The organism is Mycobacterium heidelbergense, assembly GCF_010730745.1.
GTDB classification, from domain to species: Bacteria; Actinomycetota; Actinomycetes; order Mycobacteriales; family Mycobacteriaceae; genus Mycobacterium; species Mycobacterium heidelbergense.
Window position 1 is genome coordinate 3,265,602 of the sequence record NZ_AP022615.1, and the last position, 18,586, is coordinate 3,284,187.

Sequence of the window (18,586 nt, forward strand, 5' to 3'; positions counted from 1 at the left end):
GCGGTGCGGGGCGTCAGGACCACACCCCACGACTCGAGATGAAGTGGAAATTGCTACTTGCCTGGATTCCGATCTCAGGAAATTCTTGGGGGATGGCGACTGTAAAGCAAGCGAGGGCGTGGGTTCGGCGGTCTACGGGCGTGCTGGCGAGCGGCGGGTTGGCTTTGTCCGTTTTCGGACTGGCTGGCGCCCCCCAGGCCCAGGCGGCCCCGGCCCCGCCGCCCAGCAATCACTGGTGCCCAGGTCAGCAATGGGACCCGGGCTGGGGCACCGACTATCACTGGGATTGGAATCAGTGCCACGACTGGCAGGGTCCGGCTCCGGCGGGCTGGGGACCCTGGGGACCCCCGCCGCCGTGGGCGCCGCCGCAGCCGCCTCTACCGTCATGGGCGTCCGGGGCTCACCTGATGTGGAACCCGACCGTCGGCAATTGGGGATTCTTCAACAACGGAATATGGACCCCGGTCTAACCGAAGGCACCATCGTCAATCGCGCGGACTGACCCGCGCGTGGCGCGCGTTGCGTTGTTGACTCTGCGTCCACCAGGCAAAAGTGCGAGTAGAGAGCCTGGTGGGCGCAGAGTCAAAATCGGCGAGAGGCAGCGCCGCCGAATCGATGCGCGACGGCTGCGCTGAAACCCCGGGCCACGCCGCCGCGGTGGGCCAAAGCCGGGTGCCAAACCCCATGTGCCACATCGGTCACTCGCTGGTTGGCATACGACGATGTGCCCACCTACGAGCGACAACTAGCCCACGGCGGCTTCATTGAATGAGGTGGCATACCAAACCATCTCGCCCTGATCCAAGGACCCCGTGGGACACGACCCCGGGTCAACGATCTACCACCACCGGGCCACGAACCATGAACCAAGTGAAGGCGCTTTCGCATAACGAATTTGCTGGGAATGTGGCGAATGTCATTTCGTAATTCGTGAATGACGCGGACCACAAATTTTGGTTAGCAATGAATGTCGTTGCTACCGTGCCTGCCCATGGTTGTTCTTGCAACATTGATGTCGCTCATCAATCAGGTCTCCGGGACGCCCTATGTCGTGGGCGGAGATACCCCCGCCGGGACCGATTGCTCGGGGCTCGCCTCCTGGGTCGCCAACGCGGCGACCGACAGGCCGGTATTCGGGGATCGGTTCAACACCGGGAACGAGGAAGCCGCCTTGTTGGCGCGGGGCTTTCACTATGGAACCGCCCCCAATGCGCTGGTGATCGGTTGGAACGGCGGCCACACGGCCGTGACCTTGCCCGACGGCACCTCGGTATCCAGCGGTGAGCGCGGCGGCGTGCACGTCGGCGGCCCGGGCGCCTACCAGGCCGGCTTCACCCACCACATGTTCCTGCCGATGCCCCTCGACGACGGCCCCCCGCCGCCGGACGCGCCGGTCGTTTTGGTCGACGCCACGGCCCCCGCGCCGCCGGCCCCCGATTTGCCGCCGCCCGGTGGCCCGGCAATTGCGAATCCATAACAAATTGATCGACGCGCGGGACCGTTCTTTCAAGTCGACAAGAAATTGAAGGATTGCGATTCGCGCGGCTACGCATCGGCAGTTTGCCAGGGCGTCAATGAAGACATCGACGCAACCTACCCCACGTATCCTGGCGGCAATGATCTTCATCGTCGTCAAGTTCGAAACCAAGCCCGAGTGGACCGAGCGTTGGCCGGAGCTGGTCGCCTCGTTTACCGACGCCACCCGCGCCGAAGAGGGCAACCTGTGGTTCGAGTGGTCTCGCGGGCTGGACAACCCCGCGGAGTATGTCCTGGTGGAGGCCTTTCGTGACGGTGACGCGGGCGGCGTCCACGTCAACAGCGACCATTTCAAGCGCGCGATGCAGGAGCTGCCGCGGGCGCTGAAGTCGACGCCCAAGATCATCAGCCAGACGATCGACGCGACGGGGTGGTCGGAGATGGGTGAGATGTCGGTCGATTGACCCTCGATCAGCCTGGGACAATCGCGATTTCGTCGCCCAGCCGATATCCGGGGGCAAGCGGAAGCGTATCGCCGCTCCAAAACGACCCCGGGTCAAACCAGTTCGAGTACTTCTGCGTGGTCAGCAATCCCATCTCCTCGTAGGTGATGGCCACCGTCTCCGCGCAGTACGCCGCCTCCAGGCCGACGCGCTGTCGTGCCTTGCGCCGCTGCGTCGATTCTCGAACCTTGTTGTCCACGAACGGGATTCCCCGCGTCCAGTCGTAGGCGGTCGGGAGCCGGCCGCGCAGCCACCGGCCGGTGAGCCGCGCGGTGGCGGGAAACGGGGTGCCGTCCATCCGCGCGATCACCCGCAGCAGTTGATTCTCCTGTTCGCGGTTGGCATATGGCGTCAGCTGCCGCAGCCAGCACCGCTGCTGGTAGCGCTCCATCCACTGCAGGACGGCCTCGCGAAGGTCGTTGAGCTGCACGCCGCGGTGTTTGGTCCCGGTCCACACATCGGTGAGTTTGTCGCCCAGTTCGGCGTGCCAGATCAGCGGCGGCAGGTCGTCGATGGCGACCGTCATCCCGACGTGGTTCACCGGGCTGTTGGTCAGGGTCTGGATGGCGCGGTCGGGTCCCGAAACGCCACGGAATAGCCAAAGGTCGCCGGTGCGGGTCTCCTCGACCGCCTGGTCCAGGGTCAGCATGTAGGCCGGGGTTTCATGGCGCCAATGTTCTTGGGGCGCAGACAGATTGCCGGCCCCTTGCCGATCCGCACGATGACGACCTTGTCGCGTAGCGTTTCCATATTCTTCCGGGGCATCGACTGCCGTTGCTCGGGTTTCGGGAGCACACCAGTTAAGCACAGCGCGACCAGCGGCCGTCGACCCGAACCCCGACGGATCGAATCGCTAGTCTGTGTGGATGCGCGGCATCTGGAAGTGGCTCGGGCTGGCCGGTGTCGCCGGCGTTGTGGCCGGCGGCGCGCTGGTGGTCCGCGATCAACGCAAACGACGCGCCTACACGCCCGACGAGGTCCGGGCCCGACTGCACCAGCGGCTGGCCGAATCCCACTCGGAGAGCGTTCAGCCCGAGCCCGATTCGACCGCGAACAACCGATAGCTGCCCGAAAAGCCTTTCAACTCGACCTCGCGGCCCTCGTCGAATCGGATGTCGTCGCAGCCGCACACGGCGTCCCGCACCGGCTCGCTCACCAGGATCTCGCCGCCGACGGCCTCCGCGGCGACCCGGGCCGCCATCGCGACGTTGCGGCCGAACAGGTCGTCGCCGCGGCGCACCGAGCGGCCCATGTGGATGCCGATGCGAACCCGAATTCCGTTGTGCCGTTGACGCTTTGCGTTCCTATGCAGCGCGCGCTGGACGTCGATGCCGCACCGCACGGCCTGGTCGGCGCGCGCGAAGGCGATCATGTATCCGTCACCCTGGCTCTTCACGACGTGTCCGGAATGTCGACGCACGAGTCCCGAGACGAGCTTGTCGTGCGAGCCGATCAGCCTGACCCACGCCCGGTCGCCGATCCGCTCGTTGAGCGCGGTGGACTCCTCGATGTCGGAGAACAGGATCACCACCCGGCCGTCCGGGGTGACCCGGGCCAGGTCGGGCCGCTCGACCTCGGCCCAGTCGGCGAGCTCCTCGATCGAGCCGCGCACGGCCGCGCCAAAGCCCTCCTTGCGCATCAGGTTGGCGGTGTTCCAGACGGTCTTGACGGCCTCGCGGCCGCCCGACAGCAGCCAATTGCGGGTGTCGCTTCGCTGCCTTAACTCGTCGGCCTCCTGACGGCTACGAACAAGCAACCTCCGCAGCACCACGAGCGCGCAGGCTTCGATGACGGCAACCCCGGCCAGGATGTAGACCGCGACGTGCAGCGCATCACCCATGCCGGCCATCCTTCCAACCCCCTGATGGTTTCGGGTTGTCGGTCTCATGCGCAATGTCTAGGGTTGATCTCGACCGCCGCGGGTAGTGATTCCAAGTGGGCCAATGAGGTGACTTTTGGGAGGTGCGGGCTTGGCCGACGGCGGCGACGATTCCTCAAACATCCTGGTGATCTTCGGAATTACCGGCGATCTGGCCCGCAAGATGACGTATCGTGCCCTATATCGGCTCGAGTCGCGCGACTTGCTGAACTGCCCGATCGTGGGTGTGGCCAGTGACGACATGACGAAAGACAAGTTGGTCGAGCGGGCGCGGGACGCCATCAAGGCGTCGGGCGAGAAGCTCGACGACGCGGTGTTCGACCGGCTGGCGGGCCGGCTGTCCTACCTGCACGGTGACGTCACCGATGCCGACCTCTACGCGCGGCTCGCCAAGGAGATCGGCCCGGGCGGCCGTCCGCTGTATTACCTGGAAATGCCGCCGTCGTTGTTCGCGCCGATCGTCGAAAACCTCGCCAGGGCCGACCTGTTGGAGGGGGCGCGCGTCGCGGTGGAGAAGCCCTTCGGCCACGACCTGGCCTCCGCGCGCGACCTCAACGCGCGGCTGCGCGCGGTGCTGGACGAGGACCAGATCCTGCGCGTGGACCACTTTTTGGGCAAACAACCCGTCGAAGAGCTGCAGTACCTGCGCTTCGCCAATAACGGCCTCGCGAAGGTGTGGGACCGCGACAGCATTTCCGAAATCCACGTCACCATGGCCGAGGATTTCGGAATCGAGGACCGGGGCAAGTTTTACGACGCGGTGGGCGCGTTGCGCGACGTCGTGCAGAACCATCTGCTGCAGGTGCTCGCGCTGGTCGCGATGGAACCCCCGGTCGGCCCCGGCGCCGACGACCTGAACGACAAGAAGGCCGAGGTGTTCCGGGCGATGCCGGCGCTGGATCCCGAACATTGCGTGCGGGGTCAATACCGCGGCTACACCGACGTCCCCGGGGTGGCGAAAGACTCGCAGACCGAGACCTACATCGCGCTGCGGACCGAGATCGACAACTGGCGCTGGGCCGGGGTGCCGATCTTCCTGCGCGCCGGCAAGGCGCTGCCGGAAAGAGTCACCGAGGTCCGGATGTTTCTGCACCACGTCCCCGGGTTCTCGTTTCTGCCCAACCGCCGACCGCCCGAGCCCAACCAGATCGTGTTGCGCATCGACCCGGATCCGGGGATGCGGCTGCAGCTGTCCGCCCAGGTCGGCGACTCGTGGCATGACGTTCACCTCGACTCGTCGTTCGCCGAGGACCTGGGCGAGCCGGTGCGGCCCTACGAACGGCTCCTCTACGCCGCGTTAACCGGCGACCGCCAGCTTTTCGCCCGGGAGGACGCCATCGAGGAGACGTGGCGGATCGTGCAGCCGCTGCTGGACAGGCCGGACCGGATCCACCACTATGACCGCGGCTCCTGGGGGCCCGGGGCCGCGCAGTCGCTGTTGCACGGTCACCGCAGCTGGCAACTGCCGTGGCTGCCCAAGCCCACACCCGCCGCACAGTAAGGAGAACAGGACAAGATGCAGCTCGGGATGATCGGCCTGGGCCGGATGGGCGCCAACATCGTCCGCCGCGTCGCCAAGGGCGGACACGAATGCGTGGTCTACGACCACAGCCCCGACGCGGTCAAGGCGATGGCGGGTGAGGACAACACCACGGGAGTGTCCTCGTTGTCAGAGCTGGCCGAGAAGATGGACAAGCCCCGGGTGGTCTGGGTGATGGTCCCCGCCGGCGACATCACCACGGGCGTGATCGAGGACCTGGCCGAGACGCTGGACCCGGGCGACATCGTCATCGATGGCGGCAACTCCTACTACCGCGACGACGTCAAGCACGCAAAGAGATTGTCCGAGAAAGGGATTCACCTCCTGGACTGCGGCACCAGCGGCGGCGTGTGGGGCCGGGAGCGGGGCTATTGCCTGATGATCGGCGGCGACCAGGAGTCCTTTGCCCACGCCGAGCCGATCTTCGCCACCATCGCGCCCGGGGTCGACGCGGCCCCGCGCACGCCCGGCCGAAACGGCGAGATCGCGCAATCCGAGCGGGGTTACCTGCACTGCGGGCCCTCCGGGTCCGGGCACTTCGTCAAGATGGTGCACAACGGGATCGAGTACGGGATGATGGCCTCCCTCGCCGAGGGGCTGAACATCTTGCGCAATGCCGACATCGGCACGCGCGTCGAAAAGGGAGACGCCGAAACGGCGCCGCTGTCGAACCCCGAGTTCTATCAGTACGACTTCGACATCCCGGAGGTCGCCGAGGTGTGGCGGCGGGGGAGCGTCATCGGCTCGTGGCTGCTGGATCTGACCGCGATCGCGCTGCACGAATCGCCCGGGCTGACAGAGTTTTCCGGGCGGGTCTCCGACTCCGGGGAGGGTCGCTGGACCGCCATCGCCGCGATCGACGAGGGGGTTCCCGCGCCGGTGCTCACGACCGCGCTGCAGTCCCGCTTCGCGTCGCGTCGCCTCGACGACTTCGCCAACCAGGTGCTCTCGGCGATGCGCAAGCAGTTCGGCGGCCACGCGGAGCGACCCGCCAACTAAACGCGGCTCGCGAAGTCCACCACGACCTCGGTAAAGGCGTCGTTGTCGTCACCGGCCGCGGTGTGCCCGGCGTCGGGTAGCTCGACGAACTCCGCGTTGGGCACCGTCCGCAGGAAGTGCTGAACGCCTTCGGGGCTCACGACGTCGGACTGCTTTCCGCGGATCAACAGGACCGGGATCGCCAGGCTCGTCGCGGCGTGCTCGAATTTTTCGGTGCGCAGCTCGGGGTCGTCACCGGGCTTGGTCATGAACGCCGGATCCCAGTGCCAATGCCAGCGACCGTCGCGCAGGCGCAGGTTCTTCTTCAGCCCTTCCGGGCTGCGCGGCTTGGTTCGGTACGGCAGGTAGGCGGCGACGGCGTCGGCGGCCTGTTCCAGCGTGTCGAAGCCGTCGAGGTTGCCCATCATGAAATCGCGGATGCGGGCGCTGCCGCCCTTCTCGAATCGAGGCACCACGTCGACGAGGACCAGCTGGGTCACCCGGTCGGGGCCGGCCCGGTGGGCGGCGAGGATACCCGTCAGGCCGCCCATGCTCGCCCCGATGATCATGACCGGCCGGCCGATCGCCTCCAGGACCCGCATGACGTCGGCGGTCAGCGTCTCGACGGCGTAGTCGGCGCCGGGCGCGCGGTCGCTGTCACCGTGTCCGCGGCTGTCCAGGGCGACGACGTGGAACCCCTCGTCGGCCAGGATCTGGCCGGTGTTCTTCCAGGAGAACCGGTTTTGGCCGCCGCCGTGCAGCATGAGGACGGCCGGCCGGGCGTCCGCCGAGTCGATCGAGGCGCCGCGGTTCCATTCGTCGGCGACAAGGGTGATCCCACCGTGGCCGGAAAATTCGACCGTCTGGGGGCTGCTGCTGACGGTGCTCACGGGGGTCCTCTCGATCGATCGCACTTCGACGTTACCTAGGCCAGCTATTCACCGCCGAGCTGGGCCCCCGGCGGGTGAGTTCGTGTCCCCGGCGGACCCCACGCGTTAGGTTGGTCCGTGCGGACGCGCCGAACAGGGGAGTGAACATGGCAGACGACGCCGAGCGGGACATCTCGGTTGAGCGGCTCGCGCCGAGGCCCGACCGGGTGGCCCACGATGCCTGAACCACGCTGGATCGACGTGCCGGGGCACGCCGGGGATCTCAAGGCCCTCACCTGGGGGCCGCCGGATGCCCCAATCGCGTTGTGCCTGCATGGTTTTCCCGACACCGCCTACGGATGGCGCAAGGTCGCCCCGCGACTCGTGGAAGCCGGGTGGCGGGTCGTCGCGCCGTTCATGCGCGGGTACGCCCCGTCGTCGATCCCCTCCGACGGCAGCTTTCACGTCGGCGCGCTGATGGACGACGCCCTGCGCGTGCGCTCGGCCGCCGGCGGCACCGAACGCGACGTCGTGATCGGTCACGACTGGGGCGCGATCGCGGCCACCGGCCTGGCCGCGATGCCCGACAGCCCATTCGCCAAGGCGGTGATCATGTCGGTGCCGCCGTCGGCGGCCTTCCGCCGGCCCGGCGGCGCCGCCGACCGGGTGCGGATGGTCGGCCACCTGCCGCCCCAGCTGGTGCGCAGCTGGTACATCCTGTACTTCCAATTGCCTTGGCTGCCTGAGCGTTCCGCGTCCTGGGTGGTGCCGCTGCTCTGGAGACGGTGGTCGCCGGGCTATCGCGCCGACGAGGATCTGCGCCACGTTGACGCCGCGATCGGCACACCGGAGAGCTGGCGGGCGGCGCTGGGTCCCTACCGGGCGATCGCCCGCAACACCCGGCCCCCGGCGCGGTATGCCGAGTTGAACCGGCTGTGGACCGAGGCGCCCGTGCTGCCGTGCCTGTACCTGCATGGCCGCGACGACGGCTGCATGACGCCGGCGTTTACCCGGTGGGCGGAAAGGGTGCTGCCCGCGGGCAGCGCGGTCGCCATCGTCGAGCACGCCGGGCATTTCCTGCAGCTCGAACAGCCGGACAAGGTCGCCAACCTGGTGCTGACCTTCCTCGGCTCACCCGGCTGAAGCCATGGCGGCCCACCGGATGGCGGCCGTCGACGCGCAGTTCTACTGGATGTCGGCCAAAGTCCCCAACGACCAGTTCCTGCTCTACGCATTCGACGGCGAACCCGGGGATTGCCCGGGCGCCATCGAGCGGGTGTGCCGGCGGGCGCGGGCGTGCCCGGAGCTGACGATGCGGGTCGGCGAGCGCGGTCGGCTGGCCTATCCGAGCTGGGTGCCGGCGGACGTCGGGCCGGAGCGTGTGGCGCGCCACGACCTGGCCGACCACAGCTGGCACGCGTGCCTGGCGGCCGTCGCCGGCCTCGCCGACGACCGGCTGGACGTTCGCCGGATGCCCTGGCGGCTGCACGTGTTCACACCGGTGCTCGGCGTCCCGGGCGTCCGCGGCCCGGGCACCGTCACGGTCCTGCAGGTCGCGCACGCGCTGGCCGACGGCGCCCGCGCCGCGGCGATGGCGGCCTGGCTCTTCGGCCGCGCCGCCCCGGTGCCCACGCCGGTGCGGCCGTCGCCGGGTTTCTTGCCCCGGTTGGCCTTCGACGCGGCCCGCGCCCATCGCCGGCAGGCCCGCGATACGCGCGCCGGGTTGCTGGCGCCGGGCGTCGGCCTGCGGCCGCCGCTGTCCACCAATGCCCGGCCGGCCGGCGCCCGCTCGGTGCGCACGCTGGTGCGGCACCGCTCGCAACTGCGCGGTCCCACGGTCACCGTCGCGGTGCTGGCCGCGGTCTCCACGGCGCTGTCCACCCTGCTCGGCGACGCGGCCGAGTCCCTGGGCGCCGAAGTTCCGATGACCAAACCCGGTGTGCCACAAGCGCATAACCACTTCGGAAACGTCGTGGTCGGGTTGTATCCGATGCTGGATTTCGACGCGCGTGTCGAGCGGATCGCGGCCGACCTGGTCAATGGCCGGCGCCGCTTCGAGCATCCGGCCACGCGCGCCGCCGACCGGGCGTTCGCCGCGGTGCCCGCGGCGCTGCTGCGTTGGGGCGTCGCGCAGTTCGACCCCGACGCCCGCCCGGCGCGGGTGGCCGGCAACACCGTGGTGTCCAGCGTCGACCGCGGGGCCGCCGATTTGCGCTTCGGGGACGCCCGGGTGGTGCTGACGGCCGGATACCCGGCATTGTCGCCGTGCATGGGCCTGACGCACGGGGCGCACGGCATCGGCGACACCGTCGCGATCAGCGTGCACGCGGCCGAATCGGCCTTTCACGGTGACGGCGCTGACATCGACACGTACGTGCGGCTCCTCGACGCCGCGCTGTGAAAGCCGCTGTGCGTCATCGGATCTGCCGACGCGTCGCGTCGATGCCGTGGCACGCCCGGTGGTGCTCCTGTTGGTCGACCGCCGCATGATCTAGGTTTGCAGCTATGACTCCCTACGACGTCGGGTTACTGATCCTGCGGCTGGTCTTGGGACTGACGCTCGCCGCGCACGGCTTCAACAAGTTCTTCGGCGGTGGCCGGATACCGGGAACCGCCCGCTGGTTCGAAAGCATCGGGATGAAGCCCGGCACGTTTCACGCCACGGTGGCCGCCACCACCGAGATGGCCGCCGGATTGGGTTTGGCGGCGGGGCTGCTGACGCCGATCCCGGCGGCGGGCTTCGTCTCGCTGATGCTGGTTGCGGCCTGGACGGTGCATCGTCCCAACGGCTTCTTCATCGTCAAAGAGGGCTGGGAGTACAACCTGGTGCTGGCGCTCAGCGCCGTCGCCGTGGCCACGACGGGGCCCGGGGCGCTCAGTCTGGACCGCCTGATCTTCGGGACCAACCTCTGGCTGCACGGCTGGGCAGGCTTGTTGCTCTCGATAGGGCTGGGCCTTGCCGGCGCCGTCGGCCAGTTGCTGATTTTCTACCGGCCCCCGGCCAAGCGGGCGGGATAGCTACGGGTCGTCGCCCTCCGAGAGCCTTCCGGCGCCATGCGACCGCCCAAACCTGTTGCTTTCGTTTTTTCGAATTGTCATCGGGGCATGAGTGTCCGTCACCTCAACGGATTTACGGAGACACGCTGACCCGTGCCAAAGACCCGTGTCCTTCTGGATGCCTGCGTATTGCTGCCCTACGAGCTCGCCGATTTTCTGCTTCGATTCGACTGGTGGTCTCGAGACTGCGGTGGGAGCGACGCTGAGCGCTCAAACGTGATCTGAGCGCAGTTTCGATGCCATCACCGCAGACTCGGTGCGGGCCGGAGGGCGTGGCTTTGTTTTGTTCTCCGTCACATCTGACACACGTATCTCTTCGAGGCTGGACACACGTTGTGCCCATCGTGAGCGACAAAGCGCCGGGTTGTCGCGCGTAGGTGGGCACATCGAAGGTCGCCCTCTTCGCCGAGACTGGTGTGACAGGTGTGGCCTAGCGATGTGGTCCATACCTACGTTGGGGTGTGTTCGCCGAGGCGCCGAGACTGCGGTGGGAGCGACGCTGGGCGCCTCAAACGTGATCTGAGCGCAGTTTCGATGCCATCAACGCAGACTCGGTGCCGGCAACCTCTGGCAACAACCCCGACGACCTCACGGGCAAGACCACTAGCCAACGCTGATCTGTACGAACCGCTGTGGTCGGAAGAAATCCTGACAGAAGTTGATCGAAACTAGTCCAAAAGTTCGGTGTCACAAGGGAAAAGGCCACCAAGCCCACCACCGGCTCTATGGCGTTCGCGTGGAGGCCGCCGCCGCTTCGGCCGCGGCCCGCTCGCCGGAGCGAATCGCGCCGTCGACCCAGCCGCACATGACGGCCGAGCTTTCCGTTCCGGCCCAATGGATGCGACCGCAGGGCTCACGCAGGGTGTAACCGAATTCCGTCAGCACCCCGGTGGGGGCGTGGCTGATCATCCCGCCGCCGGAATACCGCTCGACGGTCCAGTTCTGCTCATGGAATTCGCGAGGCGCATTTGCCTTGTCGCCGAACCGATCCACGAGCTCGCGGAGGACGACCGCCCTGCGCTCGGCCTCGTCCAGCCTTCCGAGCCGGCGCGCCGCGGGTCCCTCGGTGATGACGCACATGATGCCCGGGTTTCCGCTGTCCGTGCAGGCGTCGATCGTCAGGGTGGCCGGCGATCCCGGCGCGGCCGATTGGCCGGACAGCCCGTCGGAACGCCAGAAGGGCTCGTCGTAAACGATCGAGATCTTGAAGACCGCGCCGCTTGGCATGCGCTGGTGCAGGAACGCCCGATCCACGGGCAGCATCGGCTCGTAGACGATCGAGGTGGCGATCGCCAGGGGGATCGCCACGATCACCCGTCGCGCCCGCACCGTCACGTCGTCCGCGCGGACCGTCGCACCGTCGGCATCCTGGGTGATCTGCCGGACCGGCCGCGAAAGGTGTAGTGCGTCACCGAGTTCGGCGGCCATCGGGCGATAGAGGGCACCCATCCCGCCGACGGGCCGGGCGTCCTGGGCGCCGCCCTTGCCCGAAATGACGAAGGTGGGACCCCCGCCGGACGCCATCTGCAGCAGCACCCACAGCAGGGACGTCTCCGACGGCGCCGAGGTGTAGGGCCCGGACAGGGCCATGTCCAGCATCTCGTGGGCCTGCCTGGACATCGTGTTCCTGTCCAGCCATTCCCCCAGGCTGATTCGGTCCCACTCCTCGGCCTGCTTTGCCTCCCACGGCGTTTCGCGCGGGATCGATTTGCACATCTTCTCTATCGCGTGCAAGCCGAGGCCGAGGTTGGTGACCGCCCACGGGCTCATCGTCCAGGGAATCGTGCCCCCGTAGCGGTGCTTCTTGCCGTCGACGATCATCATGGCGTCGCCGTCGTTGTGTTGCTTGTATTCCGGCACAGCGAATTCGGCCATCAGCGCGTAGATGCGATCCTGGCCCGGCCCGATCCACGCGCCGCCACGGTCGACCCACGTTCCGTCCGGACGGTATTCGGTGAACGTGCGACCGCCGACCCGGTCGCGCGCCTCCAGCAAAGCCACCGAGCGGCCCGCTTGTTTCAACCGCAGGGCGGCCGTCAGCCCCGCGAATCCGGCGCCGACCACGCAAAAATCGACCTCTGACACGACTGGCTCCTCACCTGGTCTCGCCCCAGCAGCAAGCTACACCCCTCGCGACACCGCCAAGAGCGTGTTCACCGGGATTTCGCGGGCGATTCAGCGCGGCCGGCGTTAACGACGGCCCGCGGCCGCCGGGCGGGCGGCCGAAGCCCGTTCGAGTGTGCGATCTGGGCTTCGGCCGTGCATCCAGGGCGCGGATTGACGCCGATTTCCCACCGCCAGCTCACACTCGATGCGACCGGGCGGGCAATCCGCGGTATCCGGCGACAAACCCCGCCTGCAAAAGTGCCCGAACCCGAGCCCGCACACCTAGAACACGTTCTAGTGTGTCAAACCATGGGATTTCTCAAGCCCGACCTGCCGCAGATCGACATGGCCGAATGGAACAAGGGCACCCGCAGCGAGAAGATCCGCCCGATGGCCCGGCACTGGGCCGAGGTGGGCTTCGGCACGCCGGTCGCGCTGCACCTGTTCTACGTCGTCAAGATCCTGCTCTACGTCCTCGGCGGCTGGCTGTTCGCGCTGACCACCACCGGCATCGACGGGTTCACCAACGTCGCGGCGTGGTGGTCGGAGCCGATCGTGTTCGAGAAGGTCGTGCTCTACACCATGTTGTTCGAGGTGATCGGGCTGGGCTGCGGCTTCGGGCCGCTGAACAACCGCTTCTTCCCGCCGATGGGCTCGATCCTGTACTGGATGCGGTTCGGCACCATCCGGCTGCCACCGTGGCCGGATCGCGTCCCGCTGACCAGGGGCACCGCGCGCAAGCCCGTGGACGTCTTCCTCTACGCGGCGCTGCTGGTGACGACGCTCTGGGCGTTGTTCTCCGACGGCACCGGCCCGATACCCGAACTGGGCACCAAAGTCGGCCTGCTGCCGACGGGGGAGATCGTGCTGATCCTGGTGATCCTTGGCGTGCTGGGGCTGCGCGACAAGGTGATCTTCCTGGCCGCCCGCGGCGAGGTGTACGGCACGCTGACGGTGACGTTCCTCTTCGGCGGGGTCGACATGATCGTCGCAGCCAAAGTGGTGTTCCTGGTGATCTGGATGGGCGCGGCGACATCCAAGCTCAACAAGCACTTCCCGTTCGTGATCTCCACGATGATGTCCAACAACCCGCTGATGCGGCCCCGGTGGCTGAAACGGCGCTTCTTCGAGAAGTTCCCCGACGACCTGCGGCCCGGGCGGCTGTCCCGATGGCTGGCACACCTGAGCACCGCCATCGAGATGCTCGTGCCCCTGCCGCTGTTCTTTTGTCACGGCGGCTGGCCGACGGCGGTGGCCGCCATCGTGATGGTGTGCTTCCACCTGGGAATCCTGGTGTCCATCCCGATGGGTGTGCCGCTGGAGTGGAACGTCTTCATGATCTTCGGCGTGTTGTCGTTGTTCGTCGCGCACGCCCGGTTGGGGCTGAGCGACCTGAAACACCCTGTGGCGGTGGCGATCCTGTTCGTCGTCATCGCGGGAATCGTCGCGCTGGGCAACATGTTCCCGCGCAAGATCTCGTTCCTGCCGGGCATGCGGTACTACGCCGGCAACTGGGACACCACCCTGTGGTGCATCAAGCCCTCCGCGACCGACAAGATCGACCGGGGCATCGTGGCGATCGCCAGCATGCCGCAGGCCCAGCTGGAGCGGTTCTACGGCAGCCCGGAGGCGGCGCAGATCCCGATCTACATGGGATATGCGTTCCGCGGCTTCAACACTCACGGCCGGGCGCTGTTCACGTTGGCGCACCGGGCCATGGCGGGACAGAACGAGGACGACTACGTCATCACCGACGGCGAGCGGGTCTGCAGCACCGCCCTCGGCTGGAATTTCGGCGACGGCCACATGCACAACGAGCAACTGATCGCCGCCATGCAGGAGCGCTGCCATTTCGCGCCGGGCGAGGTGCGGGTGGTGCTGCTCGACGCGCAGCCGATCCACCGGCAGACCCAGGAGTATCGGTTGGTGGATGCCGCGACCGGTGAGTTCGAGCGCGGGATAGTCCGGGTCACCGACATGGTGACGCGACAGCCCTGGGCCGACGACGTCCCGGTCGAGGTGCTGTCCAACGTCACGGCGGAGTGACGGTCGGCCCGCCACGGTGAGGCGGCAGAGGTCTACGCAACACCGGAGTAGGTGATCCGCTCCGGGCATTTTTGCCCCTCGACGGCCCGGGGGCGCGTACGGCTCATGCGGTTTGCTGACGGTGAGCATCGGCGCGTCCCCAGGTGCCTCATGCCCTTCGGTCACCGCTGGGAGCGGTTCAGCCCCAGCAACGGTTAGGGCTACCTTACCTGCCCTCGTTATTGACGATATTACAATATGTAAGCAACTGTATGGCAAACTAGCTCATCAAAGGAGCTGAACCGCTCCTGGGCTCCAAAACTTATTTGCTAAATGTAATAAAAATGTTTCGTTTTGAAGTATCTCGTTCGAATAAGCAGTTCAACGACCATATCGAATTACTGATCACCCGGCTTGCTCCTAAGACTACTCTCAGGTAACATTCCGCATCGTCACAGGTGACACGTGTCAGATTGACAACCAGCAAAGGAGATGCCGTGGAACTTATCCTAAGTACCGGTAAGCGTGGGGGGTTGTCGAAATCGAGGCCGTCGGGTTCAGCTACACGCATGCGGTCATGTTTGGCCGCCGGTGTAGCGCTGGTGGGGGCCAGCCTGATCGCCGTCAATCCGGTAGCGCCGACCATAGCTGCCGACATTCAGGAGCATGCCGTCCGGCTGACCAGTACGATCGCCGACGACCTCGGTGATCTGACCGCCAGCGCGGCGACGGTAGCCGGGTCGCTCGACTTCGATGGCCTCGCCGGCGCGGCTGCCGCGGCCAGCGTTCCCGGGCCGATCGGCGAGTGGGTCAACGTCTTCACGCAGGCGGTTAGCAACCTCCAGCAGCTCGGCGGCGAGATCACGGCCGACCCGTTCCCGATCCTGGCGCAGGTACTCCACAACCAGCTCGGGTTCGCGAACACGCTGGGCTCCAATTTGCAAGCGATGGGCGCCGGCCTGCAACCCTTACTGACTCAGCAACTGCCGAAGAACCTGCAAACGCTCTTCAGCAGCATCGCGGCCGGGCACATCAGCACGGGGGTGGGCACCTTCAACACCGACCTTTTGCTCGGGCTGTTGCCGATTGCCACGCCACTGGAAAACATCCTGGCTATTCCCGGCGAAATGGCACAGAACCTGGCGAACGTCCTCACTCAGCAACTGCCGAATGTTGGGCTCACGCTCATGCTGTTGCCACTAGCGGCATCGCTGGGAACGTCCCAGGCGGTGGCCGACGGCCTACAGTCGGTCGTCGACGCGTGGGGCGCCGGGCAACCGCTGCAGGCGCTCGTCGATGTGGTGAATCTGCCTGCCATCGCCACCGGCGCGTTCGTCAACGGATATAACTCGACGGTTGGGATTGGTTTCTCCGGACTTCTCGGTTCGAGTGGCGTATTCGACGAGTTGCTGGTGAACATTCCGCAGTCGATTGCGACGACGCTGGCGAACGGGGCGACACCGGCCACTCTGGCGGGGGACCTGAGCGAACTGACCGCCACCTTGCTGAGCGGTTTGCACGGAATTCTCAATCCCGGCGCGTTCGCAGCGGCGTTCACCCCTGCGGCTATCGCCAATATCGGTTCGCTGCTGGCCGCCAACCTGGCGCCCAGACTGACCGGACTGGTGTTCAGCCTGCTGTCGCTGCTCTGAGTCCGGTCGTGGGCATCCTTTCCGCGGTGATCCGTTGCCGCGGAAAGGATGTCACCGGCGGGCTCAGCCGCGCCGAGCGTGACGTCAGGGCGGAAAATCGTGCCGAAACCCGCCCTGACGTCACGCTCGCGAAAGGCCTCGCGAAAGGTTAGGCCCCGGCCCGCACCTCCTGGGCCGCCGCGACCATGTTCTGCAGCGACGCGGTGACCTCGTCGGGGTTGCGGGTCTTCAGCCCGCAGTCGGGGTTGACCCAGAGCCGCTGCGCCGGAACGGCTTTCAGCGCGGCCCGCAGTGACGCGGTCATCTCCTCGGTGCTGGGCACCCGCGGCGAGTGGATGTCGTAGACACCCGGGCCCACGCTGTTGGCGAAGCCAACAGCGTTCAGGTCGTCCAGCACCTCCATGTGCGAGCGGGCCGCCTCGATGGATGTGACGTCGGCGTCCAGGTCAGCGATGGCGCCGATCACCTCACCGAACTCCGAGTAGCACAGGTGCGTGTGGATCTGCGTCGAGTCGGCGACGCCGGAGGTGGCCAAGCGGAAAGCCCCTACGGCCCAACGCAAGTAGTCGTCCTGGTCGGAGCGACGCAGCGGCAGCAGCTCGCGCAGCGCCGGCTCGTCGACCTGGATGACCGCGATGCCGGCGGCCTGCAGGTCCACGGTCTCGTCGCGGATGGCCAGCGCCACCTGGTTGGCGGTGTCGGCCAGCGGCTGGTCGTCACGCACGAACGACCAGGCCAGGATCGTCACCGGCCCGGTCAGCATGCCCTTCACCGGCTTGTCGGTCAGCGACTGCGCGTAGGTGGCCCACTCCACCGTCATCGGATGCGGCCGGGCGACGTCGCCGTAGAGGACCGGCGGACGCACGCAGCGGCTGCCGTAGGACTGCACCCAGCCGTTCTGCGTGGCGAAGAAACCGTCCAGCTGCTCGGCGAAGTACTGCACCATGTCGTTGCGTTCCGGCTCGCCGTGCACCAGCACGTCGAGCCCGAGGTCTTCCTGCAGCTTGATGACGTCGGCGACCTCCTGCTTCATCCGGTTGTTGTACTCGGCCTCGTCGATCTCACCGGCGCGCAGCGCGGCGCGGGCCTTGCGGATCGCCGTGGTCTGCGGGAAGGAGCCGATCGTTGTGGTCGGCAGCGCGGGCAGGTGCAGGCGCGCGTCCTGGCTGGCGCGCCGTTGCGCCGCGTCACCGCGATGGGCACCCGAGGCGACGATCGAGTCGATCCGGGCGCGGACCTGGTTGTTGTGCAGCCGCGGGTCGCTCTTGCGGGAGGCCACGGCGGCGTTGGACGCGGCGATCTCGTCGGCGACCGCGTCGCGCCCCTGGTGCAGCGCCCGAGCGAGCACGACGACTTCGTGCACCTTCTCCTGCCCGAACGCCAGCCAGCTGCGCAGGGCGTCGTCGAGGTCGGTTTCGGGCTCCAGCGAGTACGGCACGTGCAGCGTGGAACACGACGTCGACACCGCGACCGAGCCCGCCGACCCCAGCAGCGTCGCCAGCTTGCCCAGCGCCGACTCCAGGTCGGTGCGCCAGATGTTGCGTCCGTCGACGACTCCGGCCACCAGGGTCTTGTGGGCGAGTTCGGGCACCGCCGCGATCGCGGTGTCGACGCCGTAGACCAGGTCGACGCCGATGGCCTCGACGGGCGTGCGGGCCAGCGCGCCCAGCGAGTCGCCTGGGTCGCCGAAGTAGGTGGCGACGTAGATGGCGGGCCGCTTGCTCACCTTGCCCAGGGCGTTGTACACCGCCTCGGCCAGTGCCGGGGCGTCGGGGGAGATGTCGGTGACCAGTACGGGTTCGTCGAGCTGCACCCACTGTGCGCCGTTGTCGGCCAGCAGGCTCAACAGCTCGGAGTAGATCGGCACCAGCTCCTGGAGGCGCTCGAGCGGCGCAGCGGCGCCGTCAACGGCCTTGCTCAGCAACAGGAAGGTGACCGGCCCGATGATGACCGGGCGCGCGGGAATCCCTTGCGCAAGAGCCTCTTTCAGCTCGGAGAGCACCTTGTCCGGGTTCAGCGTGAACTTCGTCGCGGGCCCGATCTCGGGAACGATGTAGTGGTAGTTGGTGTCGAACCACTTGGTCATCTCCAGCGGCGCGACATCCTTGTTGCCGCGCGCCGCCGCGAAGTAGCGATCCAGGTCGTCGGGAACCTGCGCGGCCCGGGCCGGCAGCGCGCCGAGCATGACGGCCGTGTCGAGCATCTGGTCGTAGTAGGAGAAGGTGTTCACCGGCACCGAGTCCAGGCCGGCGGCGGCCAAGCCCGCCCACGTGTCCCGGCGCAGGGTTGCGGCGACGGATTCCAGTTGCGATCGGCTGGTGCGCCCGGCCCAGTAGCCTTCGGTCGCGCGCTTGAGTTCGCGTTTCGGACCGATGCGTGGGGAGCCGACAACTGTAGCGGTGAATGGTTGGGGGGTCACGTTTTCGTCCTTCAATCAACGGGGTGGTCAACACCGCCGGCGGACGCGCGGCCGATTCCGTGTGCGACGCGCACCTCCCCGG

Annotated in this window: 15 protein-coding genes; 10 read left to right on the forward strand and 5 right to left on the reverse strand. The window is 67.2% G+C overall.

Annotated elements, in window-relative coordinates; genetic code table 11:
• Nucleotides 1-967: 967 nt before the first annotated feature.
• Nucleotides 968-1,477: a peptidoglycan endopeptidase gene (locus G6N25_RS15470; RefSeq protein WP_372506813.1), complete on the forward strand. Its 510-nt coding sequence runs from the start codon at nucleotides 968-970 to the stop codon at nucleotides 1,475-1,477.
• A 139-nt stretch (nucleotides 1,478-1,616) separates the two neighbouring features.
• The gene (locus tag G6N25_RS15475) at nucleotides 1,617-1,940 is read left to right on the forward strand and encodes a putative quinol monooxygenase (RefSeq protein WP_083073293.1); all 324 of its coding nucleotides are present in this window, start codon (nucleotides 1,617-1,619) and stop codon (nucleotides 1,938-1,940) included.
• 7 nt (nucleotides 1,941-1,947) lie between these two features.
• Here the strand turns inward: G6N25_RS15475 and G6N25_RS15480 are convergent, their stop codons facing one another.
• Complete coding sequence (locus G6N25_RS15480; RefSeq protein ID WP_083073294.1) at nucleotides 1,948-2,628, reverse strand: guanylate cyclase; 681 nt, start codon at nucleotides 2,626-2,628, stop codon at nucleotides 1,948-1,950.
• 217 nt (nucleotides 2,629-2,845) lie between these two features.
• Here G6N25_RS15480 and G6N25_RS15485 point away from each other — a divergent pair, with 217 nt between their 5' ends.
• A complete protein-coding gene (locus G6N25_RS15485; RefSeq protein WP_083073295.1) occupies nucleotides 2,846-3,043 on the forward strand; it encodes a hypothetical protein in 198 nt (65 codons plus the stop codon).
• Here the strand turns inward: G6N25_RS15485 and G6N25_RS15490 are convergent.
• Nucleotides 3,007-3,828, reverse strand: coding sequence for an adenylate/guanylate cyclase domain-containing protein (locus G6N25_RS15490; RefSeq protein WP_083073296.1), 822 nt, complete (start codon nucleotides 3,826-3,828; stop codon nucleotides 3,007-3,009). The genes G6N25_RS15485 and G6N25_RS15490 overlap by 37 nt on opposite strands.
• A gap of 121 nt (nucleotides 3,829-3,949) precedes the next feature.
• Between G6N25_RS15490 and G6N25_RS15495 the strand changes: the two genes are divergently transcribed.
• The gene (locus G6N25_RS15495) at nucleotides 3,950-5,359 is read left to right on the forward strand and encodes a glucose-6-phosphate dehydrogenase (protein ID WP_083073297.1); all 1,410 of its coding nucleotides are present in this window, start codon (nucleotides 3,950-3,952) and stop codon (nucleotides 5,357-5,359) included.
• A 15-nt stretch (nucleotides 5,360-5,374) separates the two neighbouring features.
• Entirely contained in the window at nucleotides 5,375-6,397 is a 1,023-nt protein-coding gene (gene gnd / locus G6N25_RS15500) for a phosphogluconate dehydrogenase (NAD(+)-dependent, decarboxylating) (RefSeq protein ID WP_083073298.1), read from the forward strand.
• On the opposite strand, the gene G6N25_RS15505 is transcribed toward gnd, so the two are convergent.
• Nucleotides 6,394-7,266 carry an alpha/beta fold hydrolase gene (locus tag G6N25_RS15505; RefSeq protein ID WP_083073299.1) on the reverse strand — a complete coding sequence of 291 codons (873 nt, stop codon included), beginning with the start codon at nucleotides 7,264-7,266 and terminating at the stop codon, nucleotides 6,394-6,396. The genes gnd and G6N25_RS15505 overlap by 4 nt on opposite strands.
• Before the next feature lie 216 nt (nucleotides 7,267-7,482).
• On the opposite strand from G6N25_RS15505, the gene G6N25_RS15510 reads away from it, so the two are divergent.
• The 3 genes from G6N25_RS15510 to G6N25_RS15520 all read left to right on the forward strand — a co-directional run bounded on the left by G6N25_RS15510 (nucleotide 7,483) and on the right by G6N25_RS15520 (nucleotide 10,263).
• Nucleotides 7,483-8,388: an alpha/beta fold hydrolase gene (locus G6N25_RS15510; RefSeq protein ID WP_083073300.1), complete on the forward strand. Its 906-nt coding sequence runs from the start codon at nucleotides 7,483-7,485 to the stop codon at nucleotides 8,386-8,388.
• Between the two features lie 4 nt (nucleotides 8,389-8,392).
• Nucleotides 8,393-9,646, forward strand: coding sequence for a wax ester/triacylglycerol synthase domain-containing protein (locus tag G6N25_RS15515; protein WP_083073301.1), 1,254 nt, complete (start codon nucleotides 8,393-8,395; stop codon nucleotides 9,644-9,646).
• 104 nt (nucleotides 9,647-9,750) lie between these two features.
• A complete protein-coding gene (locus G6N25_RS15520) occupies nucleotides 9,751-10,263 on the forward strand; it encodes a DoxX family protein (protein ID WP_083073302.1) in 513 nt (170 codons plus the stop codon).
• 762 nt (nucleotides 10,264-11,025) lie between these two features.
• Here the strand turns inward: G6N25_RS15520 and G6N25_RS15525 are convergent.
• A complete protein-coding gene (locus tag G6N25_RS15525) occupies nucleotides 11,026-12,387 on the reverse strand; it encodes a flavin monoamine oxidase family protein (protein ID WP_083073303.1) in 1,362 nt (453 codons plus the stop codon).
• Nucleotides 12,388-12,717: 330 nt separating this feature from the next.
• On the opposite strand from G6N25_RS15525, the gene G6N25_RS15530 reads away from it, so the two are divergent.
• The gene (locus G6N25_RS15530) at nucleotides 12,718-14,454 is read left to right on the forward strand and encodes a DUF3556 domain-containing protein (protein WP_083073304.1); all 1,737 of its coding nucleotides are present in this window, start codon (nucleotides 12,718-12,720) and stop codon (nucleotides 14,452-14,454) included.
• Nucleotides 14,455-15,035: 581 nt separating this feature from the next.
• Nucleotides 15,036-16,085, forward strand: coding sequence for a hypothetical protein (locus tag G6N25_RS15535; protein ID WP_163672467.1), 1,050 nt, complete (start codon nucleotides 15,036-15,038; stop codon nucleotides 16,083-16,085).
• A 148-nt stretch (nucleotides 16,086-16,233) separates the two neighbouring features.
• On the opposite strand, the gene metE is transcribed toward G6N25_RS15535, so the two are convergent.
• Entirely contained in the window at nucleotides 16,234-18,504 is a 2,271-nt protein-coding gene (gene metE, locus G6N25_RS15540; protein ID WP_083073411.1) for a 5-methyltetrahydropteroyltriglutamate--homocysteine S-methyltransferase, read from the reverse strand.
• Between the last annotated feature and the right edge of the window lie 82 nt (nucleotides 18,505-18,586).